At 63.4% G+C, this 23,498-nt stretch carries 17 protein-coding genes; 12 read left to right on the top strand and 5 right to left on the bottom strand.

Annotated features, from left to right (window positions below):
* Positions 1–112 precede the first annotated feature (112 nt).
* Together ACXJKC_RS03050 and ACXJKC_RS03045 are read left to right on the top strand one after the other, a co-directional pair.
* The gene (locus ACXJKC_RS03050) at positions 113–1,981 is read left to right on the top strand and encodes a hypothetical protein (RefSeq protein WP_456695198.1); all 1,869 of its coding nucleotides are present in this window, start codon (positions 113–115) and stop codon (positions 1,979–1,981) included.
* Between the two features lie 240 nt (positions 1,982–2,221).
* Positions 2,222–4,042, top strand: a complete 1,821-nt coding sequence (locus ACXJKC_RS03045) for a phosphoenolpyruvate carboxykinase (GTP) (protein WP_456695197.1) — start codon at positions 2,222–2,224, stop codon at positions 4,040–4,042.
* A gap of 86 nt (positions 4,043–4,128) precedes the next feature.
* Here ACXJKC_RS03045 and ACXJKC_RS03040 read toward each other — a convergent pair whose 3' ends face one another.
* The gene (locus tag ACXJKC_RS03040) at positions 4,129–5,148 is read right to left on the bottom strand and encodes an LLM class flavin-dependent oxidoreductase (RefSeq protein WP_456695196.1); all 1,020 of its coding nucleotides are present in this window, start codon (positions 5,146–5,148) and stop codon (positions 4,129–4,131) included.
* Between the two features lie 55 nt (positions 5,149–5,203).
* Here ACXJKC_RS03040 and ACXJKC_RS03035 point away from each other — a divergent pair, with 55 nt between their 5' ends.
* Entirely contained in the window at positions 5,204–6,559 is a 1,356-nt protein-coding gene (locus ACXJKC_RS03035; protein WP_456695195.1) for a CDP-glycerol glycerophosphotransferase family protein, read from the top strand.
* On the opposite strand, the gene ACXJKC_RS03030 is transcribed toward ACXJKC_RS03035, so the two are convergent.
* From ACXJKC_RS03030 to ACXJKC_RS03015, 4 genes are all read right to left on the bottom strand, one after another.
* Positions 6,550–7,980 carry an MFS transporter gene (locus ACXJKC_RS03030; protein ID WP_456695194.1) on the bottom strand — a complete coding sequence of 477 codons (1,431 nt, stop codon included), beginning with the start codon at positions 7,978–7,980 and terminating at the stop codon, positions 6,550–6,552. The two genes, ACXJKC_RS03035 and ACXJKC_RS03030, sit on opposite strands and share 10 nt — an antisense overlap.
* Before the next feature lie 15 nt (positions 7,981–7,995).
* Positions 7,996–9,441 carry an MFS transporter gene (locus tag ACXJKC_RS03025; protein WP_456695193.1) on the bottom strand — a complete coding sequence of 482 codons (1,446 nt, stop codon included), beginning with the start codon at positions 9,439–9,441 and terminating at the stop codon, positions 7,996–7,998.
* A gap of 120 nt (positions 9,442–9,561) precedes the next feature.
* A complete protein-coding gene (locus tag ACXJKC_RS03020; RefSeq protein WP_456695192.1) occupies positions 9,562–10,362 on the bottom strand; it encodes an MBL fold metallo-hydrolase in 801 nt (266 codons plus the stop codon).
* A 309-nt stretch (positions 10,363–10,671) separates the two neighbouring features.
* Positions 10,672–11,844 carry a nucleotide sugar dehydrogenase gene (locus ACXJKC_RS03015; RefSeq protein ID WP_456695191.1) on the bottom strand — a complete coding sequence of 391 codons (1,173 nt, stop codon included), beginning with the start codon at positions 11,842–11,844 and terminating at the stop codon, positions 10,672–10,674.
* A gap of 284 nt (positions 11,845–12,128) precedes the next feature.
* On the opposite strand from ACXJKC_RS03015, the gene ACXJKC_RS03010 reads away from it, so the two are divergent.
* The 9 genes from ACXJKC_RS03010 to ACXJKC_RS02970 all read left to right on the top strand — a co-directional run bounded on the left by ACXJKC_RS03010 (position 12,129) and on the right by ACXJKC_RS02970 (position 23,498).
* Complete coding sequence (locus ACXJKC_RS03010; protein ID WP_456695190.1) at positions 12,129–13,679, top strand: sugar transferase; 1,551 nt, start codon at positions 12,129–12,131, stop codon at positions 13,677–13,679.
* A 15-nt stretch (positions 13,680–13,694) separates the two neighbouring features.
* Complete coding sequence (locus ACXJKC_RS03005; protein WP_456695189.1) at positions 13,695–14,525, top strand: glycosyltransferase; 831 nt, start codon at positions 13,695–13,697, stop codon at positions 14,523–14,525.
* 67 nt (positions 14,526–14,592) lie between these two features.
* Positions 14,593–15,750, top strand: a complete 1,158-nt coding sequence (locus tag ACXJKC_RS03000; protein WP_456695188.1) for a glycosyltransferase WbsX family protein — start codon at positions 14,593–14,595, stop codon at positions 15,748–15,750.
* Between the two features lie 40 nt (positions 15,751–15,790).
* On the top strand, positions 15,791–17,053 hold the full coding sequence (locus ACXJKC_RS02995; protein WP_456695187.1) for a hypothetical protein: 1,263 nt from the start codon (positions 15,791–15,793) through the stop codon (positions 17,051–17,053).
* A 51-nt stretch (positions 17,054–17,104) separates the two neighbouring features.
* Positions 17,105–18,322, top strand: coding sequence for a CDP-glycerol glycerophosphotransferase family protein (locus tag ACXJKC_RS02990; protein WP_456695186.1), 1,218 nt, complete (start codon positions 17,105–17,107; stop codon positions 18,320–18,322).
* A 14-nt stretch (positions 18,323–18,336) separates the two neighbouring features.
* The gene (locus ACXJKC_RS02985) at positions 18,337–19,635 is read left to right on the top strand and encodes an O-antigen ligase family protein (protein WP_456695185.1); all 1,299 of its coding nucleotides are present in this window, start codon (positions 18,337–18,339) and stop codon (positions 19,633–19,635) included.
* Positions 19,622–21,034 (top strand): polysaccharide biosynthesis tyrosine autokinase, encoded by a 1,413-nt coding sequence (locus ACXJKC_RS02980; protein WP_456695184.1) that lies wholly within the window; start codon positions 19,622–19,624, stop codon positions 21,032–21,034. Before ACXJKC_RS02985 ends, ACXJKC_RS02980 begins: the two co-directional genes overlap by 14 nt.
* Positions 21,035–21,173: 139 nt before the next feature.
* Entirely contained in the window at positions 21,174–21,581 is a 408-nt protein-coding gene (locus tag ACXJKC_RS02975) for a hypothetical protein (protein WP_456695183.1), read from the top strand.
* Positions 21,582–21,719: 138 nt separating this feature from the next.
* Positions 21,720–23,498: a DUF4012 domain-containing protein gene (locus ACXJKC_RS02970; RefSeq protein WP_456695182.1), complete on the top strand. Its 1,779-nt coding sequence runs from the start codon at positions 21,720–21,722 to the stop codon at positions 23,496–23,498.

The raw sequence follows: 23,498 nt of genomic DNA, 5'->3' as shown, positions 1-23,498 counted from the left end.
TTGGCTCCATTCGGAAAAGGAAACCGGGTGAACTTGCCCAACTCACCCCACAACGGGGCAGCAACCCGTAGGCTATTGGATTCACTATGTCACTAACCCAGGGGAGCACGAGATGACGTCTCGTACGCTGCGCCTAGCCGCCAGCGCCACTTCAACTTTCGCACTTATCGCGGCCGGTATCGCCGCCACGACCAGCACCGCGACCGCCGCACCATCCGCCGTTCCGATCGGAACCCCCTGCCCAGACGTCTTTCCCGCAGATGAGCTCACCCCCTTCCAGGAGGTGACGGGCCTGACGACCGCTGGCCGCTACAAGGACAGCCTCGGTGTGACGCACGACTCCACCGAGACCCCCGAGGAGTTCACCGGCACCTACATCGGCACGGTCGAAGATGACAGCGGCGACCTGTTCGTCTTCCAGACTGCGGGATCTCGGATCACCAAGGCCAACGGCGATATCGACGCCGGCATCTGGTCGGGCATGTCGGGATCCCCCGTCTACGCCGCCGACGGCCGCCTGATCGGAGCCGTCTCCTACACATTCGGCGAAGACGGCGCCTCGGAGTTCGCCGGTGTGACCCCGGCTGCCGACATGTACGACCTCCTCGACGGCCCCGCGCTGCTCGCCCGGACAGCAGCCGCGCCCAAGACGGTCAAGACCTCGTCAAGCGAGAAGTCCAAGCTCGTCCGCAGCGGTGTACCCGCGACGGCGGCCGGACAGCTGCGGCGACTCGACCCGGTGCCCCTGGTCAGCGGCGGTAAGAACGTCAAGCCCGCGACTATCGCGGCGATCGCTCGCAAAGCCGGTCAGCCGGTCCCGCGGGTTGCCGGCTCCGGCGGCTCGACCCAGGGCCGCGACATTCCGATCGTCCCGGGCGGCAACCTGGCTGCCTCCGATTCCTACGGATCAGTCGCGTCCTACGGCGTCGGCACTGCCACGGCGATCTGCGGCAACCAGGTCCTCGCGTTCGGCCATCCCTACGAGCACGCGCCTTCGACCAAGGCGATCCACGGCGCTTCAGCGGTCATGGTCCAGGCCGCCGGCGCCTTCTCCTTCAAGATGGCCAACCTCGGCGCACCGAGCGGCACCCTCGCCAAGGACGGCCTGCACGCCATCTTGGGCAAGCTAGGCGCCGTTCCGACCTACCCGACCATCACCTCGACGACCAACGGCCGCAGCAGCGTCTCCACGGTCCCGAACCCGAAGTCGCTGGCATTCATCGCGGCGACACAGGCCTACCGCGATTCCGTTCTGAGCCTCGATCAGGACGCTGGTGGCGAAGCCGTCGTGTCGTGGCGGATCAACTACACGCGAGCCAACGGCGCTCAGCAGAGCTTCAGCCGCAGCGAGCGCTACTCCAGCAGCGACTCGATCGGCGAAGAGATCGTGCTCGGGCTCGCAGGCGATATCAGCACAATCTTCGACAACGAGTTCGAGAACGTGAAGATCACCGGCGTGAGCTTCACCAACAAGGTCACGCCGAAACATCGGGCGTACAAGATCGGATCGGTCGACGTCCGCGCCAAGGGCAAGTGGAACCGGAAGTCCACGTCCGGCAGCAAGGTCACGGTACGGGCCGGCAAGAAGCTCACGGTTCGGGTCAACCTGGTCAAGGCCGACAAGAAGTCCCATGCGGTGCCGATGATCCGCACGGTGACCTGGAAAGTCCCAAAGTCGGCTCGGGGAGCGTCGCTTGCGACAATCGTCGGCAATTCGTCAGGCGGTGACGAATTCGAGGAATTTGAGGAGTTCGAAGACGTCCCGTACGAATGCGATGAGGACGGTGACTGCTACATAGCAGGCGAGGACACCCGTCCAAAGTCCTTCGACCAACTCATCCAGCAGATGAAGTCGCTGCCTCGCCAGGACACTCTCAGTGCGGCACTCATGCTGTCGAGCGGGCGGTCGTATGCCCGTACGGTCAAGTCCCCGGTCATCGTCTCCGGTGAGTTCAAACTGAAGGTCAACGTCCGCAAGTAGCCCACCGCACCACTATGTACGTCAGGCCGGAAGCTTCCACGCTCCCGGCCTGACGTATGTGTGACTATGTTCACCCGCGTACGCGTACCAATGCCCAAGACCGCCGCGTAAAGTCATCTGAATCGTCATCGCCCGTCGTTGACGATTTTCATCACACATCAGCTGCCCAGGGCCCCTATCGTCCTGGGAGTGCGGTCCAATGCGCTTGGTCCGCGATGCGCGAGAAGGAAAAGTTCACACATGTCTGCAGACACCCTGACCACGAACTACACGTCCACCTACACGAAGCTGCAAAGTTGGGTCGACGAAGTAGCCGCCCTCACCAAGCCGGCCGATATCTACTGGTGCGAAGGCAGCCCAGAAGAATGGGTCTCCATCACCGACCGGCTCGTCGAAGCAGGCACCTTCAAGCGCCTCAACGAAGAGAAGAAGCCGAACTCCTTCTACTGCGCCTCGGATCCCAATGACGTCGCCCGCGTCGAGGACCGCACCTACATCTGTTCTGTCGATGAGAAAGATGCCGGGCCGACCAATAACTGGATGGCCCCGTCCGACATGAAGAAGATCATGACGGACCTGTACGACGGCTGCATGCAGGGCCGCACGATGTACGTCATCCCGTTCGTCATGGGTCACCTCGACTCCGATCACCCGATGTTCGGTATCGAGATCACCGACTCGGCTTACGTCGTCGCGTCGATGACCGTCATGGCCCGTATCGGCAAGGACGTCCTCGACAAGATCGAGTCGACCAATGCCGACTACGTGCCGGCGCTGCACTCGTTCGGCGCCCCGCTCGCCGATGGGCAGGCCGATGTCGCCTGGCCCTGCAACGACACCAAGTACATCGTGCAGTTCCCCGAAGAGCGCACGATCTGGTCGTACGGCTCGAGCTATGGCGGAAACGCCCTGCTCGGCAAGAAGTGCTACGCGCTGCGCATCGCCTCGGTCATGGGCCGCGACGAGGGCTGGATGGCCGAGCACATGCTGATCCTGAAGCTCACGAACCCCGAGGGCGTCGTCAAGTACATCGCTGCCGGCTTCCCGAGCGCGTGCGGCAAGACCAACCTGGCGATGGTCGAGCCGACGATCCCGGGCTGGAAGGTCGAGACGATCGGCGACGATATCGCCTGGATCCGGGTCGGTGCCGACGGCCGCCTGTACGCCGTCAACCCCGAGTTCGGCCTGTTCGGCGTCGCGCCGGGCACCGGCTGGGACACCAACTCCAACGCGATGAAGACCATCGCGCAGGGCAACTCGGTATTCACCAACGTCGCGCTGACCGACGACAATGACGTCTGGTGGGAGGGGATGACCGACGAACCGCCGGCGCACCTGACCGACTGGAAGGGCAACGATTGGACGCCCGAGAGCGATCAGCTGTCAAGCCACGCCAACAGCCGCTTCTGCACGCCGATCAAGCAGTGCCCGATCCTCGCTCCCGAGTACGACGACCCCAACGGCGTCCCGCTCGACGCGATCTTGTTCGGTGGCCGCCGCAAGACCACGATCCCCCTGGTCACCGAGGCCCGCGACTGGACCCATGGCACGTTCATGGGTGCGACCCTGTCGTCCGAGACGACTGCTGCTGCGACCGGAGCCGTCGGCGTCGTGCGCCGCGATCCCATGGCGATGCTGCCGTTCATCGGCTACGACGCGGGTGACTACTTCGGTCACTGGATCAACATGGCCAAGAACAACGACGAGTCGAAGTTCCCCAAGGTCTTCTACGTCAACTGGTTCCGCCGCGACGAAGACGGTGGCTTCCTGTGGCCGGGCTTCGGCGAGAACAGCCGCATCCTGAAGTACGTCATCGACCGCGTCGAGGGCAAGGTGTCGGCCAATGAGACCCCGATCGGTCTCGTGCCGCCGACGTCGTCGATCGACACCGACGGCCTCGACGTCAGTGAAGAGCAGCTGGCCAAGGCGTTGGAAGTCAACGCCGATGAATGGGCGGCCGAGATCCCGCAGATCAACGAATGGTTCGAGAAGTTCGGCGACACCCTGCCGGCCGTCCTCTGGACCGAGCTCGACGGCCTGAAGTCCCGCCTGGGCCTGTAACCCCGGCCTCTGGCCGCCCACCAAGATGTCGGCGGTTTTACGTCGTCCCACGCCGGGATGGACGTAAAACCGCCGACATCTTGCGTTTAGGGGCGGGGCTTCCAGCCGATCGCGGGCAGGACGTGATCGGCCAGCGCCGACAGGAGTCGGGTGTTGTAGTCGACACCCAGCTGGTTCGGCACCGTCAGCAGCAGCGAATCCGCAGCCTGCACCGCGACGTCCTTGGCGAGCTCCTCGGCCAGGACGTCGGGCGTCCCGACATACGACTTGCCGAAACGGGCCAGACCGCCATCGAGATGGCCGACCTGATCGTCGCCGGAGCGCTCCCCGAAGTACGCCCGGTCCTGCTCGTCGAGCAGCGGGATCACACTGCGGCTGACCGAGACCTGCGGCGTACGTTCCCACCCCGCCTCGGCCCAGGCGTCGCGGAAGATCTCGATCTGTTCGAGCTGCAATTCGTCGAAAGGCACACCGGTGTCTTCGGTCAGCAGAGTCGAACTCATCATGTTCATCCCCTGCTGCGCGGTCCAGGCGGCCGTCGAACGGCTGCCTGATCCCCACCAGATCCGCTCAGCCAGACCCGGCGCCTGCGGCATGACGGGAAGCCTCACCGACCGACCGGTCATCCGCGGATCGGAGTCGACGACTCCCGCACCCTCGATCGCTGCCCGGAACAGTTCGGTGTGCGCACGTGCCATGTCGGCGTCGGTCATCCCCTCGAGCGGCACATGACCGAAAGACTCGTAACCGCGGATCGCCGTCTCCGGCGAGCCGCGGCTGATGCCAAGTTGCAGTCGGCCGCCGCTGATCAGGTCGGCTGCAGCGGCATCTTCGGCCATGTAGAGCGGGTTCTCGTACCTCATGTCGATGACTCCGGTACCGATCTCGATCTTGCTGGTCCGGGCACCGACCGCAGCCAGCAGCGGAAAGGGCGAAGCGAGCTGGCGGGCGAAGTGATGCACCCGGAAATACGCGCCGTCGAGACCGAGCTCCTCGGCCGCGATCGCCAGATCGATCGACTGCAGGAGAACGTCGCTGGCCGTGCGGGTCTGCGAACCCGGCACCGGTTGATAGTGGCCGAAGGACAAGAACCCGACGTGTGTCATGCCCAGGTCAACGCCGCGCGCCGGTGCGGTGTTCCTGGGTCGATAAGGTCGACTCGTGATCTTCGTGGCGGCTGTCGTTCTTCTTGCCGGTCTGGCGACCGCCCCCCTGGCGCTGGCCGGCGCCAAGGCACGCCCGCCGCTCGCGGCCCACATCCCCGGTCAGCCGACCTGGGTCAGCCCCGCCCCGCCGTTCCGGTTCCGGATCTGGGTGATCGTCGCGGCGATCGCGACCCTCGTCACGATCGCCCTGATGCTGTTCGCGCCGGAGTTTCAAGTCGCCGCGGCATTCCTCAGCGCCGCGGCGCTGGGCATGATCTCGGCAGTTCTACGGCGCTACGCGACCGGCTGCAAGGAGGTCCGGGCCGCGGTCGAGGCTTTCCAGCCGAAGATCGCGATGCCGTACGCCGGCAAGGTGGGCGTGCACATCGGCATGTGGTCGCCGTGGATCGAACGGACCCGCATCCCGTGGGTCATCGTGGCCCGCACCCCGGGCCTGTTCCGCGAGCTCGCCGCGATGTATCCCGGCACCCCCATCGTCCAGGGCAAGATTCCGGCCAGCGTCACTGCCGCGTTCTACTCGCATGGCGCCAAGTCCAATACCGACCTCATCGACGGTTCCACGGCGACCCACGTTTTCCTCGGCCACGGCGACAGCGACAAGCCGCTCAGCGCGTCCGAGCGCGTCCTGCAGTACGACCTGATCGCGGTCGCGGGTCAGGCTGCGATCGACCGGTTCGCCGCCGCAGGTCTCGATGTTCCGGCCGACAAGATCCGCATCATCGGACGCCCGCAGACCGAGGGCATCAGACCTGCCGCGAAGCGGGTCCGCAAGAACCCCACGGTCCTCTACGCGCCGACGTGGCGCCACGCGGACGACACCTTGAACGTCTCATCGCTCGCGGTGGCCGACCGAATCGTGCAGGCTCTGCTCGATCGGGGCTGCAACGTCATCTTCCGCCGTCACTTCGCCGGTCAGAACCACGTCGAAGCCGAAGCCATGATCGTCCGCGTCAACGAACTCCTGGAGTCGGCGCCCGGATCACATATGTGGGGTGCCGAGGCGATGCAGCAACCGCTCATCGAGGCATTCAACGCCGCCGATCTGATGGTCTCCGACGTCTCGGGCATCGTGGTCGACTTCATGGCCAGCAACAAGCCGCTCGTGATGTACGCCGCGCAGTACGTCGATCCGGCGGACTTCCGGACCTCCCATCCATCGGCCCGGGCGGCCTATGTCATCGACCGTGATCTCGTGCAGCTCGACTCCGTGCTGACCGCGGCCCTGGGCAAGGACCCGCTCGCAGGAGTCCGCGCGCAGCAGGCCGATCTCTACCTCGGCGGCACGGAACGTACCGAGCCGGCACGCAGATTCATGAATCTGGTCGAAGAGCTCGGCCACACTCAGAGCTGAGCACGCAGCAGTCCGGTGGCAGCGGTCGACTCCGACACATGTCCGGGCACCCGCGGAATGAGCAGTGCCGTGCCGGCAGCCACGACCGCTGCCGCTGACAGCACCAGGAATCCATCGCGGTAACCCACCTCGAGGGGGAAGCCTCCTGCGCCGACACGGGCGGTGATCACGCCGCCCATCATCGCCGATCCGATGGATCCGCCGATCAGCCGGATATTGGCATTGAGTCCGCTGGCGACCCCGGTCTGCTCGGCAGGCACCGAACTGAGCACGACCCCAGCCAGGGTCGAGACGACACAGCCGACGCCCACACCTTGCAACACCATCCACGCAGCCAGCTGCCAGGTTTCGTCGTGGAACAGTGCGACCCCGCCGAATGCGAACACATTCGCGACCAAACCGGCACAGATGACCCCACGGGCCGAGAACGACCGCGCCAAACGCGGGGCGACGAATCCCATCACGAACGCAGTGGCCGACGACGGCAACAGAACCCACCCGGACTGCGAGATCGTGTCACCGAAGCCGTATCCCGACTCGACCGGCGTCTGCAGCAATTGCGGCAGGAAGCCCAGTGACGCGAAGGTACCGAAGCCGGCGACGAAGGCGACGATATTGGAGGTCCACACCCCTCGCAATCGCATCAGATCGATATCGATCAGCGGCACCGCGGCGTGGCGTTCCGCCATGATCCAGCCGAACAGCAGCACGACCGCGGCACAGAAGAGGCCCACAATCGTGACCGAGGCCCACCCACGATCATTCCCTTCGCTGATCCCCATCAGCAAGGCGACGAGACCACCCGACAGCAGTATCGCCGGCACGATGCTGATACGCCCCGACAGTCGGACCGGCGACTCGGGGATGAACAGCACGGCGCCCAGCGCGGCCAGGCCCGTCGCGATAGCCGGCAGCCAGAACAACCAGGTGTAGCCGAGCACCTCGACGATGGGACCGGCCAGCACGATGCCGATGCCGAACGCCGCCGACAGCAGCGATGCCACCATGCCGACAGCCGTGCCCGAGCGTTCCCGCGACACCTCGTCGCGGATGATCCCGAACGACAGTGGCAGCACACCGCCGCCGAGACCCTGCACGACCCGGGCCGCGATCATCCATTCGATGCTGGGCGCGAGCGCCGCCATGGCCGAGCCGAACGACAGCAGCGAGAGCGTCACGACAAGCATGCGTTGCTTGCCGACAGCGTCACCGATACGGCCGATCAACGGGGTCGCCACGGCGGCCGACAGCAGATATGACGTCAGCACCCAGGTCACGGTGGACTGATCGGTGTCGAACCGGTCCTGGACCTGCGACAGGACCGGGATGATCAGCGATTGAAGTAGTCCGAACGATGCGACACCGACTGCGAGGACCGCGACCGTCCGGCGAGCGCTCACCCCATCCGATCGACTGTTCATCGAGGAACCGTCCGCTCAGGCGCCCATGATCGCGAGCTCGCGATCGATGCGCTCCTGATCGATGGTGTCTTCGATCTTCTTCTCCGACATCGACGGGATGGCCAGTCCGGCGATCGCCGCTGCCAGCAAGGTCGCGGCCAACACCGCGAAGCCGGCGGTGTAGCCGATCTCCTTCGGAAAGCCGTTGGGCAGATAGTGCGCGGTCACGATGCTGGCCATGATCGCGGTACCCACCGAGCCGCCGATCGTGCGGATATTGGCGTTCATACCGCTCGCGACACCGGTCTGCGCCGGCGTGACTGCCGCGACGATCAGACCCGCCAGACAGGCGAACGCCAGACCGATGCCGGTGCCGGTGATGCCATTGGCCAAGGCGACCTGCCACTTCTCGTCGTGGAACAGGGCCAGTTGGAACATGCCGGCCGCGCCCAGAGCCGAACCGAAGACCACGACCGTCTTCGGCCCGATCCGTCGGGCAATCGGAGCCGCGATGAGTCCGGTGAGGAAGGTCATGACCGCAGACGGCAACATCAGGAGCCCCGATTCGGTGATCGATGAGCCGAAGCCGTAGCCGCTGTCGCTGGGCGTCTGGTTGAACTGCGGGATGAATCCGAATGAGGCGTACATGCCCGTGCCCACGAGCAGCGCCACGAGGTTGGTCGTCCACACGCCGGGAAGCCGCATCATCTTCATGTCGATCAGCGGAACATCGACGCGCAACTCGACGAAGATCCAGCTGACCGCGAGGATCACCGCGAGCACCAGCAGGCCGATAGTTCCTGGCGAGCCCCAGCCCCACTTGGGTGCCTGGCTGAGTCCCAGCAGGAGAGCAACGAGCCAACCCGACAGCAGCAGAACCGGCAGGACGGCAATACGACCAGGTGTGCGGACCGGCGACTCCGGCACGACGAGGATCGAGACGACCGCTGCGGTGGACGTGACGATGAACGGAAGCCAGAAGAGCCAGTGGTAACCCAGGGTCGACGTGATGGGACCGGCGAGCACGATACCGGCGCCGAATCCGACGGCCAGCAACGATGAGACGATGCTGACGGCTCCGCCGATCTTCGCGATCGGGAACTCGTCACGGATGATGCCGAAGGCCAATGGCAAGACACCGCCGCCCATCCCTTGGATCACGCGGGCGAGGATCAGCACGCCGATCGAAGGAGCAAGCGCCGCCACCATCGATCCCGCCGCGAGAGCCGCGAGCGAGATGACCAGCAGTCGCTGTTTGCCGTACGCATCGCCGAGGCGTCCCATGATGGGGGTGAAGACCGAAGCCGACAGCAAGTACGCGGTCAGGACCCACGTGACGGTGTTCTGGTCGGTGTCCATCTGCGCTTCGATCTCCGAAAGCACGGGAACGGTCAGCGACTGCATCAGCGAGTACGAGGACACGGCAACGGCAAGGACGGCAAAGGTCAGCCAGTAATGGGTACGGCGGCCGGCGGTAGGCACAGACAAAAACTTTCACGAACACATGGACAAGCGATTGCTTGTTGCAACCATATTAGGTGACCGATGAGTCGGATCCCATCAAACGTGGGGCGACTCACTCCCGGCGCCGCCTGACCGGATTCAGGCGTCCATCATGTCGTCGAGGATGCGCTCGTCGTGTGCCGGGAACACCGTGACGCCCGCAGTGTCGTTGAGTCTGCGCAGGATCTGGTGGTTGGCTTTGATGGCCCGCCGGTCCCGGCCGACCGTCGATTCGAAGATCCGCATGGTGCGGGTCTTGGCCAGGGGTGTGCCTGACGGCGAGGTGTCGGCATAGGACGAGGCATCGAACGCTGCGTCGCCGGCATGCACCAGCAACTCTTCACCTCGCGGCCCGCTCGACTGCACCGCCACGGCGGCATGGCCCCGAGAGTGACCGGGCATCGGCACGAGTGTGATGCCGGGCAGCACCTCATGACCCGTGAGGTCGTGCTGCCAAAGATCTCCGCGCCCCTCATGCAGCACGAATCTCGGTCCGTGGGCCCATTGCACCGGACGGTAACGCTGCTTGTCGCGAAAATCCGGAGCTGTCACGGCCGCGGCATGTTCGTCGGCCGTCGTGTGGACCTGCGCGTCAGGGAAGTCTGAAAGCCCTCCGATGTGGTCGAAATCAAGATGCGTCACCACGATGTGACTGACGTCGGATGCGCTGTGACCCCGAGCCTCAATCTGTCGCAGAGCCGTGTCGCCGTCACCTGAGGTCGGACGCAGGAGGGCGCGGACCGGACCCATACGACTCTTGGGATCGGCGTAGTCGGCCAAGCCGAGACCGGTGTCGACGAGCACTAGCCCTTCGGAGGTCTCGCACAACAGCACATGACACACGATGGATCCGGCGAGCGGCGGATCGAATGTGCCGCAATTGAGGGAGTGAACGCGCATGGACCAAATCCTGTCGGAAGGACGGTGCGTGGCGCAGCAAAACGACTTCTTCGGTAGGCACAGGGCAAAAAGGCCCGGATCGAACGGGACTTTCTGCTGCAATTCGCACTGCAGCGCTGACTTAGGCTCACCAAAACCGTTTGGCTGCCCCTATGATCAGCACATGTCATTCGAGGGGGATAAAGCGCGTCTGGTCAGGGAGTTGGCCGAGGCGCAAGCAACCATCCGAGCCGAGTACGGCTTGGCCGAACGCGATAAGTCGTCGACTGCCGACAAACCGGCCAGAAAGCCGGGCACCGGTAAGCGCGATCAGTCGGAGCCGAATAAGTCCCGCGTGTAGACCCGGGCCCGCACGTCTTCCAGTTCGTCGACAAGCCGATTGGCGACGATGACGTCGGCGATGCGCTTGAACTCGTCGAGATCGCGGATGATCTTGGAGTGGAAGAACTCGTCATCGGTCAGCTCGGGCTCGTAGAGGACGACTTCGATGCCCTTGGCCTTGAGCCGCTTCATGATGCCCTGCACACTGCTGGCCCGGAAGTTGTCGGATCCGGCTTTCATGATGAGCCGGTGGATGCCGACGACCTTGGGCTGACGCAACAGGATGTCTTCGGCGATGAAATCCTTGCGGGTTCGATTGGCATCGACGATCGCACTGATCAGCGTTTGCGGCACGTCTTGGTAGTTGGCCAGGAGCTGCTTGGTGTCCTTGGGCAGGCAGTAACCGCCATAGCCGAATGACGGATTGTTGTAGTGGGTGCCAATACGCGGATCCAGGCCAACGCCGTCGATGATCTGCCGAGTCTCCAGACCGTGGCTGATCGCGAATGAGTCGAGCTCGTTGAAGAAGGCCACCCGCATCGCCAGGTACGTGTTGGCGAACAGTTTGATCGCTTCGGCCTCGGTGGGCTCGGTGAGCAGCACGGGGCAACCCTTGTCCTCGGCGCCCTCCATCAACAGATCGGCGAACCGCCGGGCACGGTCACTCTGCTCGCCCACCACGATGCGCGAAGGGTGCAGATTGTCGTAGAGCGCCTTGCCTTCGCGCAAGAACTCCGGGGAGAAGATGATGTTCTCGGTGCCGAGTCGCTCGCGGGCGTCGAGGACGAAGCCCACCGGAATCGTCGACTTGATGACCATCGTCGCGGACGGCTGGCGGCTCGTCACATCGCTGATGACACTCTCGACCGTCTTGGTGTTGAAGTAGTTGTTGTCGACGTCGTAGTCGGTAGGTGTCGCGATCACGACGAACTCGGCATCGGCGTAGGCGACGGCCGGATCGCTCGTGAACGTCAGCTGCAAGTCGTCACGGGCCAAGAAGCGTTCGATCTCGGCATCCTGGATCGGGCTCCGGCGGACCTCGAGGTCACGCAGCTTGTCGGCGTCGATCTCCAGACCCACGACCTCGTGGCGCTGCGAGAGCAGGACAGCGATGGAGAGTCCGACATAGCCCAGCCCAACAACGGCAATCTTCGTGGTCACACCATGAGCCTAACGGCTCGTCACAGCAGTCAATTTCTCCGTCTGTCGATGGTCGGCACAGATCCCCGACCTACTGCCGACAAATCTGTCCCGACCTCTCCCATTAGCAACTGCAGGTGAACAGATATGACGTACATCACAGAACGCCTGGTGAAATATTTATTTATTTGCGCTATCCAGAGTCGATTTAACAATACGGTGTCACCTACGGACCGCTGCTATGGGAGTGGCAGGGGATCCGGCTGGCTGCTCTGGCTCGATGAGCCGGATTACGAGGGAGAGACGTGACGCAGCAAGTAGACCCTGCGCTGGTGGAGAGGCGCAGAACCGATCGCCGACAAAATGGCGGCCCCGGTAGACGACGACTCCGACTCGGCGCGCCCCCCGACGTACATGTTGCCCGCGATGCGTGGGACCGCCGTCACGCTGCACGACTGGCACTGTCCGATCTACTCGTACTGTCGATCGCCGTCCTGATCGCGCTGGTCGTGAGATTCGGCGACACCGGACAAACCGACGGACAGGGACTGCTCGGCCTCACCTACAACACTCTCGGCATCATCATCGTCGCCATCTGGTGGTTGAGCCTGATCGCCTTCCGCAGCCGCGATCTACGACTCTTCGGCGATGACGCCGAGGAGTACCGACGGGTCGTGCGTGCCACTGTCTTCACCTTCAGTCTGCTCGCAATCGTCTCCCTGCTGTTCAAGGCAGATCTTTCCCGCGGCTACCTGGCCATCGCCTTCCCGGTCGGAATCGTCGGCCTGCTCCTGACTCGCAAGATCTGGCGCGTCTGGTTGTGTAATCAGCGGGTTCGGGGCCACGGGATGGCACGAGTGCTCACGATCGGCGGGGTGCGCTCGTCGAGCAGTATCGCCCAGGCATTCGATTCCAATCCGGCCGCCGGCTTCCGGGTCACCGGGGTGTGGGTCCCTGACCGTCGATACAGCTCGGACGAAAAGCTGGAGATCGCCCACCGCTCAATCCCGGTATTGGGAACCGAGCGCGCCCTGAACGACGCCCTCACGATCTCCGATGCCAACACTGTGATCGTCACTGACACCGAATTCCTCGGCCATGAGGGACTCCGTGATCTGATGTGGCTACTCGAAGCCGCGGGCATCGACTTGATGGTCTCGCCCAACATGATCGACATCACGGGTGCGCGTCTGCATATGCGGGGCATCGCCGACATGTCATTCCTGCATCTGGAGGAGCCGCAGTACGCCTCGGCAGGCAACTGGCCCAAGGCACTCTTCGACCGATGCGGGGCTGCTCTCCTACTTCTCATGCTCTCGCCGATGCTGCTCGGCACAGCGCTCGCGGTGAAGGTCAGCAGCCGCGGAACCGTGTTCTACCGCCAAGAGCGCATCGGGCGAAACGGCAAACCGTTCAAGATGCTGAAGTTTCGTTCGATGCGTACCGGCGCAGACCGCGAACTCGATTCGCTCCTCGCCGAGCAGGGAACAGCGGACACACCTTTGTTCAAGATCACGAACGACCCGCGCATCACCCCGATCGGCGCATTCCTACGCCGCTTCTCGATCGATGAACTACCCCAACTCGTCAACGTCCTGAAAGGCGATATGAGCCTGGTCGGGCCCCGCCCACAACGCGCTGCCGAAGTCGAGCTCTACGACGATGCAGCTCACCGGCGACTTCGGGTTCGCCCTGGAATGACGGGATTGTGGCAAGTGTCAGGACGGTCCGACCTGGCCTGGGAAGAGGCGATCCGACTCGATGTCAGGTACGTCGAGAACTGGTCGATGATCGGCGATCTCATGATCTTGTGGCGGACGGTTCGTGCCGTCCTGCAGTCGAGCGGAGCTTACTGATCGATGAACAACCCGATGAACAAGCAGTGGTCCGTCATCACCGTCACCTACAACAGCGCCGAACACCTGCGGGCGCACTGGCCCGCGGATCCGGCCGACCGCAACTTCCACTGGATCGTGGTGGACAACGATTCACGCGATAAAACAGTTGAACTGGCCTCGCAGATGGCCGACAGCGTCATCCCATCGGGCGGCAATCACGGATTCTCCGTGGCCAACAATCTCGGTCTGGCTGCGGTTCGCACCCCGTATGTCGTCTTCGTGAATCCAGACGTCTCCATCAGCGGCACGAGCTGGCAGCGAACCCTGGCCGAAACTGTCGACGCAACCGGCGGACTCGTCACGCCGCAACTGCTCTACAGCGACGGCTCGGAGCAGCCCAACGCGCGAGGCATTCCATTCCTTTCGGCAAAAGTGCGGAACCGCCTTCGCCCGGAAACCGATCGAGGCCACGACTACGCCCGCACCGGTCTGGCTGTGCCGACCTACTGCGCCTGGGCCATGGGGGCTGCGGTTGCGGGACGGACAGATACCGTGCGCGATCTCGGAGGATGGGATGAGTCCTATTTCCTCTACTACGAGGACCATGAACTGGGCTTACGCGCGTGGCGAAACGGACTGTCCGTCGTCCTGGATCCCCGGGTCCGCTGGATCCACTCGTGGCAGCGCGCGACGATGCAGGTCAACACACCGGCTTGGCGGTACGAGCTCGACTCCATGCGGACCTTCTACCGAGATCACCCCGAACTGCTGCGCTCAGGTTGGTCGGCGGCCGCGCGATCCAGCCGGTTGGAGCGTAAGGGCTACGGCGAACTTTTCCGGCGCCTGTGGGAGCCGGTCGCGTGACCTGCGCCTGCGATATCTCGCCTCTCTTCAGACCAGCCTTGACGCCCCCGCAGGAGTTGCTCAGCACATGAGAACCGTCGCCTTCTATCTTCCCCAATTCCACGCGATTCCCGAGAACGACGAGTGGTGGGGCGAAGGTTTCACCGAATGGACCAACGTCCGGAGGGCCAAGCCACAATTCGAAGGCCACGTGCATCCCCGGGTGCCCGCGCTCGGCGAGTACAGCCTGACCGACCCGGCCGTCTATCGACAGCAAAGTGATCTGGCTCTGCAATATGGGGTCGAAGCCTTCTGCATGTACTACTACTGGTTCGACGGGCAGCGACTGCTCGAGCGACCCGTGGAGGCCTGGCGGACAGACCGAACCCTGCTGCCGTACTGCCTGTCGTGGGCGAACGAGAGTTGGACCCGACGGTGGGACGGGAAGACCCGAGATGTCCTGATGCCGCAAGGCTACGCGCCGGGCTACGCCGATGATCTATTTGACGACCTGCTCCCGCACTTCCAAGCTCCGCACTATCTGCGACAAGATGGGGAGCCGATCTTGGTGGTGCACCGCGCTGACATCATTCCTGATCCCCGCGCCTTCGCTGAGACCTTCCGCAGACGCGCCGAACAAGCTGGCCTCCCAGGCGTGCACCTCGTCGCGGCCGAAACAACGCACGGTGTGGATCCGCTGGCCCTGGGATTCGACGCGGCCGTCGAGTTCCCGCCGGTCGGTGCCAACACTCTGCGGACCTCGGCACTGGCGCCGATCCGCGGGGTTGCCCGCGACTTCAGCGGCCGCCTGATGTCGTACGAACGTCTCGCTCGGTACTTCGCAGTGCGCCCCGAGCCAGATTTCATCCGATATCGAAGTGTCGTCCCCGGCTGGGACAACACCGCACGCCGTCAATCGAAGGCCACCGTCTACGTGGGAGCGACACCCGAGAAATTCTCCTGCTGGGTAGAGCAGGCCCGCGAGAAAGAGTCCACTGCCCGCGGGGATCATGGCCTGATGTTCGTCAATGCATGGAACGAGTGGGCCGAAGGCGCGTACCTCGAACCGGACGTGGAGCACGGGTACGGATATTTGGAGGCATTGCGAGGTACCCCCACGACACGTCACGCCGACTCTCATCGACGGGCCCGGTTCTGGTCGCTTCCTCACCTACGAAGCCTCGCCCTGGCTTTCGCGGGGTCGGTGCTGAACGTCGTCCGTCGCGTCCGCGCCCGTCTGAGATGACTGGCGCCTCCATGGAGCGACGACGACACGAGGGCCGCCTATGACGAGGCGATCCATGGTGTCCGGGCGTCCGCACCGGCCAAAGACCAATGCAGTTCTCGGAGTCGTCGACCAGGGCATTTCAAGTGTCACGAACTTCGGCGTGGTCATCGTCGCCGCTGTCGCTCTGTCGCCCGGTGACTTCGGCGCATTTTCAGCGACGTTCATCGTGGCCGGACTCCTGGTCGCCTGCGCTCAAGCGATCATCGGTCAAGAACTGGTGTTGACCCGCGAAACACCACCTGTGACGCTTGCACGATGCCGCGACGCCCTGCTGTTCGCGGTCTGTCTGGGGCTCGGATTAGGCCTGCTGGTCTTCGCCGCCGCTTGGCTGTTCGGGGATCTGCGATCGTCGCTTCTTGTCCTGAGCGCGACCATACCCTTGCTGCTCGTTCAGGACACTGTGCGGTACTGCGCATCATTGCTCCATTCGATGCACATCGCGGTCATCGCGGACGCGGCCTGGCTGGGACTCGGTGCCGTCGGTATCGCCGGTCTTCACCTTGCAGATATTGATCCTTCGCCCACAGCATTCATCGCAATCTGGACTGTGGCGGGCAGCTTGTCAGGGGTGTTCGCCGCGGCGCGGTTCATCGAGCCCGCCCTACCGCGCCCTACGCTTGCGCGTTTTCGGGCGCGGACCTATCTGGGATATCGCTTCATCTGGGAGTTCCTGGCGTTACGCGCATCAAGCCAGACGCTGATACTGATCCTCGGGGTGTTGGCCGGCCTCAGCGCGACTGGCGCATTTCGCGGAGCAACGACCCTGTTCGGACCGTTGACGGTCGTGGTCCTCGCCACGACCTCGTTCGGCGCACCCGTGATCAGCGCTGTCCGCGCTTCACGGCGAGACACCGCTCTCCTGCTGATGGCCGGAGGTCTCCTTGTCGCGTGTCTGACGTTGACAGCAGTCCTGTGGCTCCTGCCTCAGGGCATCGGTGAACGCCTCCTCGGCGATACCTGGACATTGGCGCGAGATTTCGTCGTTCCCATCGGTGTCCAGACAGCGTTCACCAGTATCTCGACGGTGGCGTTCTTAGCGCTGCGCATCGTGGACCCTCGGGCCACCCTCTCGCTCCGCCTCTATCCCGCAGCACTCATGGTCCCGCTGTTCTTCCTCGGCTACTGGATCGCCGGTACGTCCGGAGCTGCCTGGGCGATCGCTCTGACGTCTGCTCTCCAATCGGCCCTTGCTCTCACGGCCTATCTGCGAAGACGACACGAAGGACGCGGCGTGGGCGGCTCGGTCTCCGTGCCAGGCTGAGGCCTCCGCGCATCTTGCCGCACTTCCAACTACGACGAAAGGGCAACCACCGTGGCGAAGCAACTCTTGGGCCGATGGGTCGTGCCGACGCTGCTCTGGATTCTTCGCGCGATGACGCCCGCACGCCGACACGTCGTACTGTTCGGCTTCCCCAGCACCGAAGGCAATGTCGTCGAAACGGTTCGCGGGCTGCTTCAACGCTACGCGGGTGAGGTGGTGTGGCTCGATGCTCCCAGCAACGAGTACTGCCAGGAGCTAGGGCTCGATCCCGGCGCAATTCGATCGGTGCGCAGACTCTCGTTGCCGGGCATGTGGCTCTACATTCGAGCAGAAGCGGTGTTCTTCACCCACGGCCTGTACGGCATTCCCCGGACAGTTCGCCGGAAGCCGACCTTCAATCTCTGGCACGGCGAAGGTATCAAGGACAGCACAACTCCCTTCCCGGGAAGGCGCGTCGGCGGCAAGCCTGCTGATTACCTGATTGCATGTACACGGCAATACTCCGCATACTTCGCGAAAGCAACACTGCTCAAGGAAGAGGACATCATCCTTTCGGGCTATCCGCGAAATGATGAGCTTTTTCGTCCGTGCAGTGACGAGAAGCTCCGGCAAATGAGCATCGATCCGGCCATGCCTTTCGTCGTGTGGATGCCAAGCTTCCGGAACTCTGTTGTCAGCGGCGTGGACCGCACCTATCGCGATGCAGGAGATCTGACTCAGGACGAGGCCCTCGGAAACCTGATCACGGCAGGTGCCGATGTGCTGGCGACCCACGGGATCCAGTTCGTGGTGAAGGCCCACCCCGCCGACTCCATGTCACGCGGTGTCGTGGGCGCCACGACGATCGACGATTCGGACCTTTTCCAGGTCGGCGCTTCGCTCTATTCAGTGCTTGGCAGATCTGCTGGACTCATCACCGATGTGTCCAGCGTGCTGTTTGACTACCTGCTCCTTGACCGGCCCATCGCGTACTTCTTCCCTGACCTGGACGAGTACCTTCAGGGCCGCGGGGTCTGGACACCCGAGGTTCTTAATCATCTCGCGGGCCCTTTGATCGCCACTGAAGACGAGTTCTCAGCCTGGTCGGCCGAGGTGCTGGGGCGGCTGCCCGGCAGTTCTGATCAGCGCAAAGATGCCAGCGAATGGATCGGACTGATCCACACTCGGGACGCAACGAAGACGATGCTGTCACTCATCAGGGCGGAGGGGAGATCCCCGTTCTCACACGCGCTGGCCGCCCCGTCTCATCCCGAGCAGGACAGACATTGAGACGATCGACCCCCATGGAATCCACAACTCCGCAGCCGTACGACGCCGGTACGACCGCGCCCGCCCCGTTGACACAGTCACGGCTGGGGTTCACCGCCATGCGGCGAGTCGCGTACGTCTGCTTGGTCGCGATCGCGGTCAACGCCGTCGTGATCCAAACTGTCGTGACCGACGAGGCGTCGCCACTGAAGAACATCGTGAGGGCCGGCGTTCTGCTACTCGCAGGCTTTGCCGCGCTTCTCGACGGTACGAAACTGCCCCGGTGGCTCGTGTGCGCGACGCTTCTGTCGTGCGGGCTCATGCTGCTACGCAGCAATCCGGATCAGCTGTCATACGTTTTCGTATTTCTCATCGTGCCGCTGCTGTGGTCGATTCCCGAACGCGATGCCGAACGCGCCGTGGTGTTCGGCGCGCTGGTGTCATTCGGACTGATTTTCGCCTTCCTTGCCGCGGGCGTGACCCACAACGTGGTTCTGGACTACAGAAGCAGGGCCACGTTCGGAACTCAGGGAGTCCCATTCTTCTTCAATGTCGTCTACGGTGCGGCCACCATGGCGACGCTGTATTCGTACAAGTACCGTCTGAGGCGGCGGCAACTCGTACTCGCGGCCTGCCTAACCATCACGACGTACCTGTACCTGCAGACTGACGCCCGAGGCGGATATTTCGCCTTCCTGATCTTCGTGGTTCTCCTATGGCTCGTCCCGTTGTTCTCCACGTGGCCGCTGTTCCGAGGTGCCACGGCGGCCATGCCGGTCATCTTCATCGCCATCTCGTTCTTCCTCGCGAGCTTGGCCAGCAACCCCGCAGCAGACAAGTTCTTCAGCTATCGGCCGCAGTTGATCAGCCTGTTCCTGCAGAACGTGAGCCTCGACAGTTTCGTCTTGAGTACGTCGGTCAAGCAGTTCTCCTCCTATGTTCTGGCAGTGCGCACCGTCGACAACTCCTACCTCCACCTACTGGTTGGAGGAGGTGTCGTCCTGACTACCCTGTACGTGTACGCATTCGGATCATCGGTCTTGCATCTCTTCCAGCTCAAGCGCTACCCGGAGATCGCCTTCTTGATCTCGGTGTCCGCGTACTTCAACTCAGAAGGCATTCTTCTTCGCATCGAGAACGTTTTCGTGATCTACGCCTGGTACCTGGTGCTTCGGTACGCACGCGTCGGTTCGAGAGAAGGTCGCGAGGACCGCGTTGACCGACAGGGCCGCTCCCACCGCACTCGTCCCGACCTCTCACCACGCCCCCGGATACACTCACACACTGATTCGCGACCTACCCAGCTTGGACGGAGCTCCCGTGGACCTGCGTGACTACTTGAGGATCGCTCGGACGCGCTGGGTGTCGATCGCACTGTGCGGTCTGATCACCCTCGGCATCGCCGCCGCACTGACCTGGGCCTCGACACCTCAGTACACGTCGTCGGTCAGATTGTTCGTCTCGACCTCCAGCGCCGCCGACGACGTCCAGGCCAATCAGGGCGGCCAGTTCTCGCTGCAACGCGTCAAGTCATATGCCAATCTGCTCACCGGCGAAGTCATCGCCCGCAGGGTGACCGAGAAACTCCGCCTGGAGGAGGATCCACGAGAACTCGCCAAGCAGATCTCCGCCTCGTCAGCACTCGACACCGTCATCTTGACTGTCAAGGTCACCGACCCTTCGCCCGAACGTGCCCGGGTGCTGGCGAATACCGTTTCAGAAGAGTTCGTGGCCTATGTCGCCGTGCTCGAGACCCCTCCCGGCAAGGACGAGGCGACGATCAAGGCCACCATCGTCGATCCGGCCAATCTGTCCGAATCGCCGATCTCGCCCAATCCGAAGCGCAATCTCGTCATCGGGTTGGCACTGGGATTGCTGGTCGGTGCCGGAATCGCGGTGCTGCGCGAAACGTTCGATTCGACTATCAAATCGACCAAACAACTCGGCGCCATCATCGACGCCCCGGTACTGGGCGCGATCGGCTTCGACAGCCAGGCTGTCGACACCCCGCTCGTGACAGCGCTCGACACGTACGCCCCGCGCACCGAGGCCTTCAGGGTGCTGCGCACCAATCTGCAGTTCGTCGACCCGGATCAAGACCACAAGGTCTTCGTCGTCACCAGCTCGCTGCCGAGCGAGGGCAAGACCACCACGGCCGTCAACCTGGCGTTGGTGCTGGCAGAAGGCGGGGAGCGGGTCGTGTTGATCGAAGCCGACCTACGCCGTCCCAAGGTCAGCGAGTATCTGCGGTTGGAGCCGACCGTCGGACTGACCACGGTCCTGGTCGGGCGCGTCGAACTCAAGGACGCACTGCAGCCGACCACTCACCCGAACCTCACGGTGCTCGCGAGCGGCGCGACACCGCCCAATCCAGCCGAGTTGCTGAAGTCCAAGGCGATGTCGACGTTGCTGGCGGACCTGCGCGAAGAGTTCGACATCGTCTTGATCGATTCGCCGCCCTTGCTGCCTGTCACCGACGGCGCCCTGATCGCGGCCCAGGCCGACGGCGCCCTGTTGGTGGTTCGTCACAGCAAGACCACGGTCGATCAGATCACGGCTGCACAAGCCCGTCTGGAGGCCGTCGGTGCACACACGTCGGGCATCATCTTGTCGATGGTCAAGGCTTCGGCCAGTGACGCCTACGGATATGGCTACGGTTACGGCTACGGGCCGTCAGATGCGAAGCCGAGCTCCCGCAAAGGCAAGCGGGAGCCAAAGCCGCAAGAAATGTGACCGAGATCACTCCGCTTTGCAATAACTTTTCTTGATCACAGTCGTTTACACCGGTCTGAGTTCGCTATTGTTTTTTTCTCCAGACGGTTCACGAATTTCTTGAACAGACTCGGCTAGTGCACCAAGAAAAGGAACTGCCATGAAGAAGACCCTCGTCGCACTCTTCGCCACCTTCGGACTCATCCTCGGTGCGCTGGCCTTCACCAGCCCCGCTCAGGCCAAGGTATACCCCGGCACGGTCAAGACCTCGACCTCGGTATCCGCGCCCTCCAGCGTGAAGGAAGGCAAGAGCTTCACGGTCAAGGCTCGGGTCCGGGGCGGCAGCGCCTCGGCCGTCGCCGGCAAGATCAAGATCACCTTCAAGGGCAAGTCGTACACCAAGACCGTGTCGAAGGGCTCGGCCAGCGTCAAGTTCAAGGCGCCCAAGGTGTCCAAGAACAAGAAGTACACGATCTCGGCGACCTTCACCCCAAAGGCCGGCTCGGTCTACAAGAAGAGCAGCGGCTCCAAGAAGATCACGGTCAAGAACGTCAAGAAGAAGAAGTAACGCCTGGCTTCGACAGCCATCAAGGCGTGAGTGGGGCTGCCATCGGCAGCCCCACTGCTTATTTTCCAGCAGTCCGATATTCAGCAGTGAAGTTGCACAGGCGGAACATGTCCGCCTGAACTCTCGGGAGCCGAACACGTGACAGGCCAACGGTCCAGCAGAAAACGGAAGTCGACCATCCTGCGCCTCGCTCTGATCGGGCTCGGCATCGTCGTGGTGGTCCTGGGCGGAATCTCGTTCTTCGCCTACCAGCAGCTGTCGTCGGCCCGAACCGACCTCGACCGCGCGACGACGCAGGCGACAACCTTGCAGACCGCCCTGACAAACGGGGACGTCCCCGCGGCCAAGGCGGCCCTGACATCACTTCAGGACGATGTCGACAGCGCGGACTCGATCCTCGACAGCACGATCTTCTCGGTCGGCACGAAGGTCCCGTTCATGGGCAAGAACATCACGGCCGTGCGCACCGTGACATCAGCGGTCAAACATATCGCCGACTCCGGTCTGCCTCCGCTGGTCGAGGTGGCCGATCAGTTCAATGCCAAGACGTTCAATCCTCGTGGCGGCGCGGTGGATGTCGCGGCGATCGAGAAGATCGGGCCCAATATCAAGCAGGCATCGACAGTTCTCGATGCCGCCGCCGAACAGATCGCGACCGTGGACGCCGGCGCGCTGCTCAGCGCGGTCCAAGAACCCGTCCGAGAGGCCCAGCAAAAGGTCGCTGACGCCGCGACGGCCGCCGCACGGGCCGACACCGCCTCGGAGATCGTTCCCGAGATGCTCACCGGGACCCATGACTATCTCCTGCTGTTCCAGAACAATGCCGAGATCCGCGCGACCGGTGGACTGCCCGGCGCCTGGGCGGTGCTCCAGGTCAGGAACGGTGCGATCAGCCTCGGCGCCCAAGGCAATGGCGCGTCGATGGGCGACCTGGCCTCTGATGTGACCTCGATCAGTGACGAAGAACTCGATCTGTTCGACACCCAGCTCGTCCGCGATTTCCGCAATATCAACTTCACTCCGGACTTCCCGCGCGCCGCCGCCATCGGAGCAAAGGTGCTCAAACGAGAACGCGGCATCGATGTCGACGGCGTGATCTCTCTGGATCCGGTGACATTGTCGTATCTGCTCAAGGGCACCGGATCGATCGCCTTGTCGGACAGCACTGTCCTGACCGAGAAGAATGCCGTCGACGTGCTGCTCAACAGCGTGTACGTCGACTACTCCGACGGCCTGGCACAGGATGCCTTCTTCGCATCGGCAACCGACAAGATCCTTGCCAGAGTGCTCAACGGTGCCGGCAATCCCACCGAGGTCCTGTCGGCGTTGACCCGCGCCACCAACGAGCGACGGATCGCGGTGTGGTCGTCCGACAAGGCCATCCAAGACCGACTGTCGGGCACCCAGATCGCCGGCGAGCTTCCCACCGGCAAGGACGCCCGGCCCGCAATCGGCTTCTATCTCAACGACGCGACCGGTGCGAAGATGCAGTACTACCTCGACTACGACATCGCCGCGAAGGCAACCACGTGCAACAGCGCCGGCGTGCAGAAATACGACACCGTCATGACATTGAGGTCCACCGCCCCGGCCGATGCCGCGGACCTACCCGTCGCGATCAAGGGCCCAGGTTTCGGCGCCGTGCCCGGAACCATGCTGATGAACCTTTATGTGTACGCGCCGGACGGCGGAAAGGTCACGGCCTTGACGATCGACGGCAAGGAGACGACAGCCTTCCCCGGGACACACCTGGGACGGGGAGTCACGCAGGTGACAGTCGAACTCGCGCCGGGCCAGACCGCGACGGTCGAGAGCACGATCGCCTCAGGCAAGGCTCAGCGCGAAGACACTCGCGTCCTGGCGACGCCGTCCATCGTGCCGGGCTCGAAGTCGACAACGATCAAGACCGCCTGCTGA

The sequence above is a fragment of the Aeromicrobium sp. P5_D10 genome (assembly GCF_054049535.1).
Note: the sequence above shows the minus strand (reverse complement) of the source record. Positions and strands in the feature narration are given on the sequence as shown.

Bases quoted from the DNA above. Each gene is read 5' to 3' on its own strand.
- ACXJKC_RS02975 (WP_456695183.1), top strand. From the start codon at position 21,174: ATGAAGAAGACCCTCGTCGCACTCTTCGCCACCTTCGGACTCATCCTC.
- ACXJKC_RS03000 (WP_456695188.1), top strand. From the start codon at position 14,593: ATGAGAACCGTCGCCTTCTATCTTCCCCAATTCCACGCGATTCCCGAG.
- ACXJKC_RS03045 (WP_456695197.1), top strand. From the start codon at position 2,222: ATGTCTGCAGACACCCTGACCACGAACTACACGTCCACCTACACGAAG.
- ACXJKC_RS03030 (WP_456695194.1), bottom strand. From the start codon at position 7,980: ATGAACAGTCGATCGGATGGGGTGAGCGCTCGCCGGACGGTCGCGGTC.
- ACXJKC_RS02995 (WP_456695187.1), top strand. From the start codon at position 15,791: ATGACGAGGCGATCCATGGTGTCCGGGCGTCCGCACCGGCCAAAGACC.
- ACXJKC_RS03020 (WP_456695192.1), bottom strand. From the start codon at position 10,362: ATGCGCGTTCACTCCCTCAATTGCGGCACATTCGATCCGCCGCTCGCC.
- ACXJKC_RS03040 (WP_456695196.1), bottom strand. From the start codon at position 5,148: ATGACACACGTCGGGTTCTTGTCCTTCGGCCACTATCAACCGGTGCCG.
- ACXJKC_RS03050 (WP_456695198.1), top strand. From the start codon at position 113: ATGACGTCTCGTACGCTGCGCCTAGCCGCCAGCGCCACTTCAACTTTC.
- ACXJKC_RS03005 (WP_456695189.1), top strand. From the start codon at position 13,695: ATGAACAAGCAGTGGTCCGTCATCACCGTCACCTACAACAGCGCCGAA.
- ACXJKC_RS02985 (WP_456695185.1), top strand. From the start codon at position 18,337: ATGGAATCCACAACTCCGCAGCCGTACGACGCCGGTACGACCGCGCCC.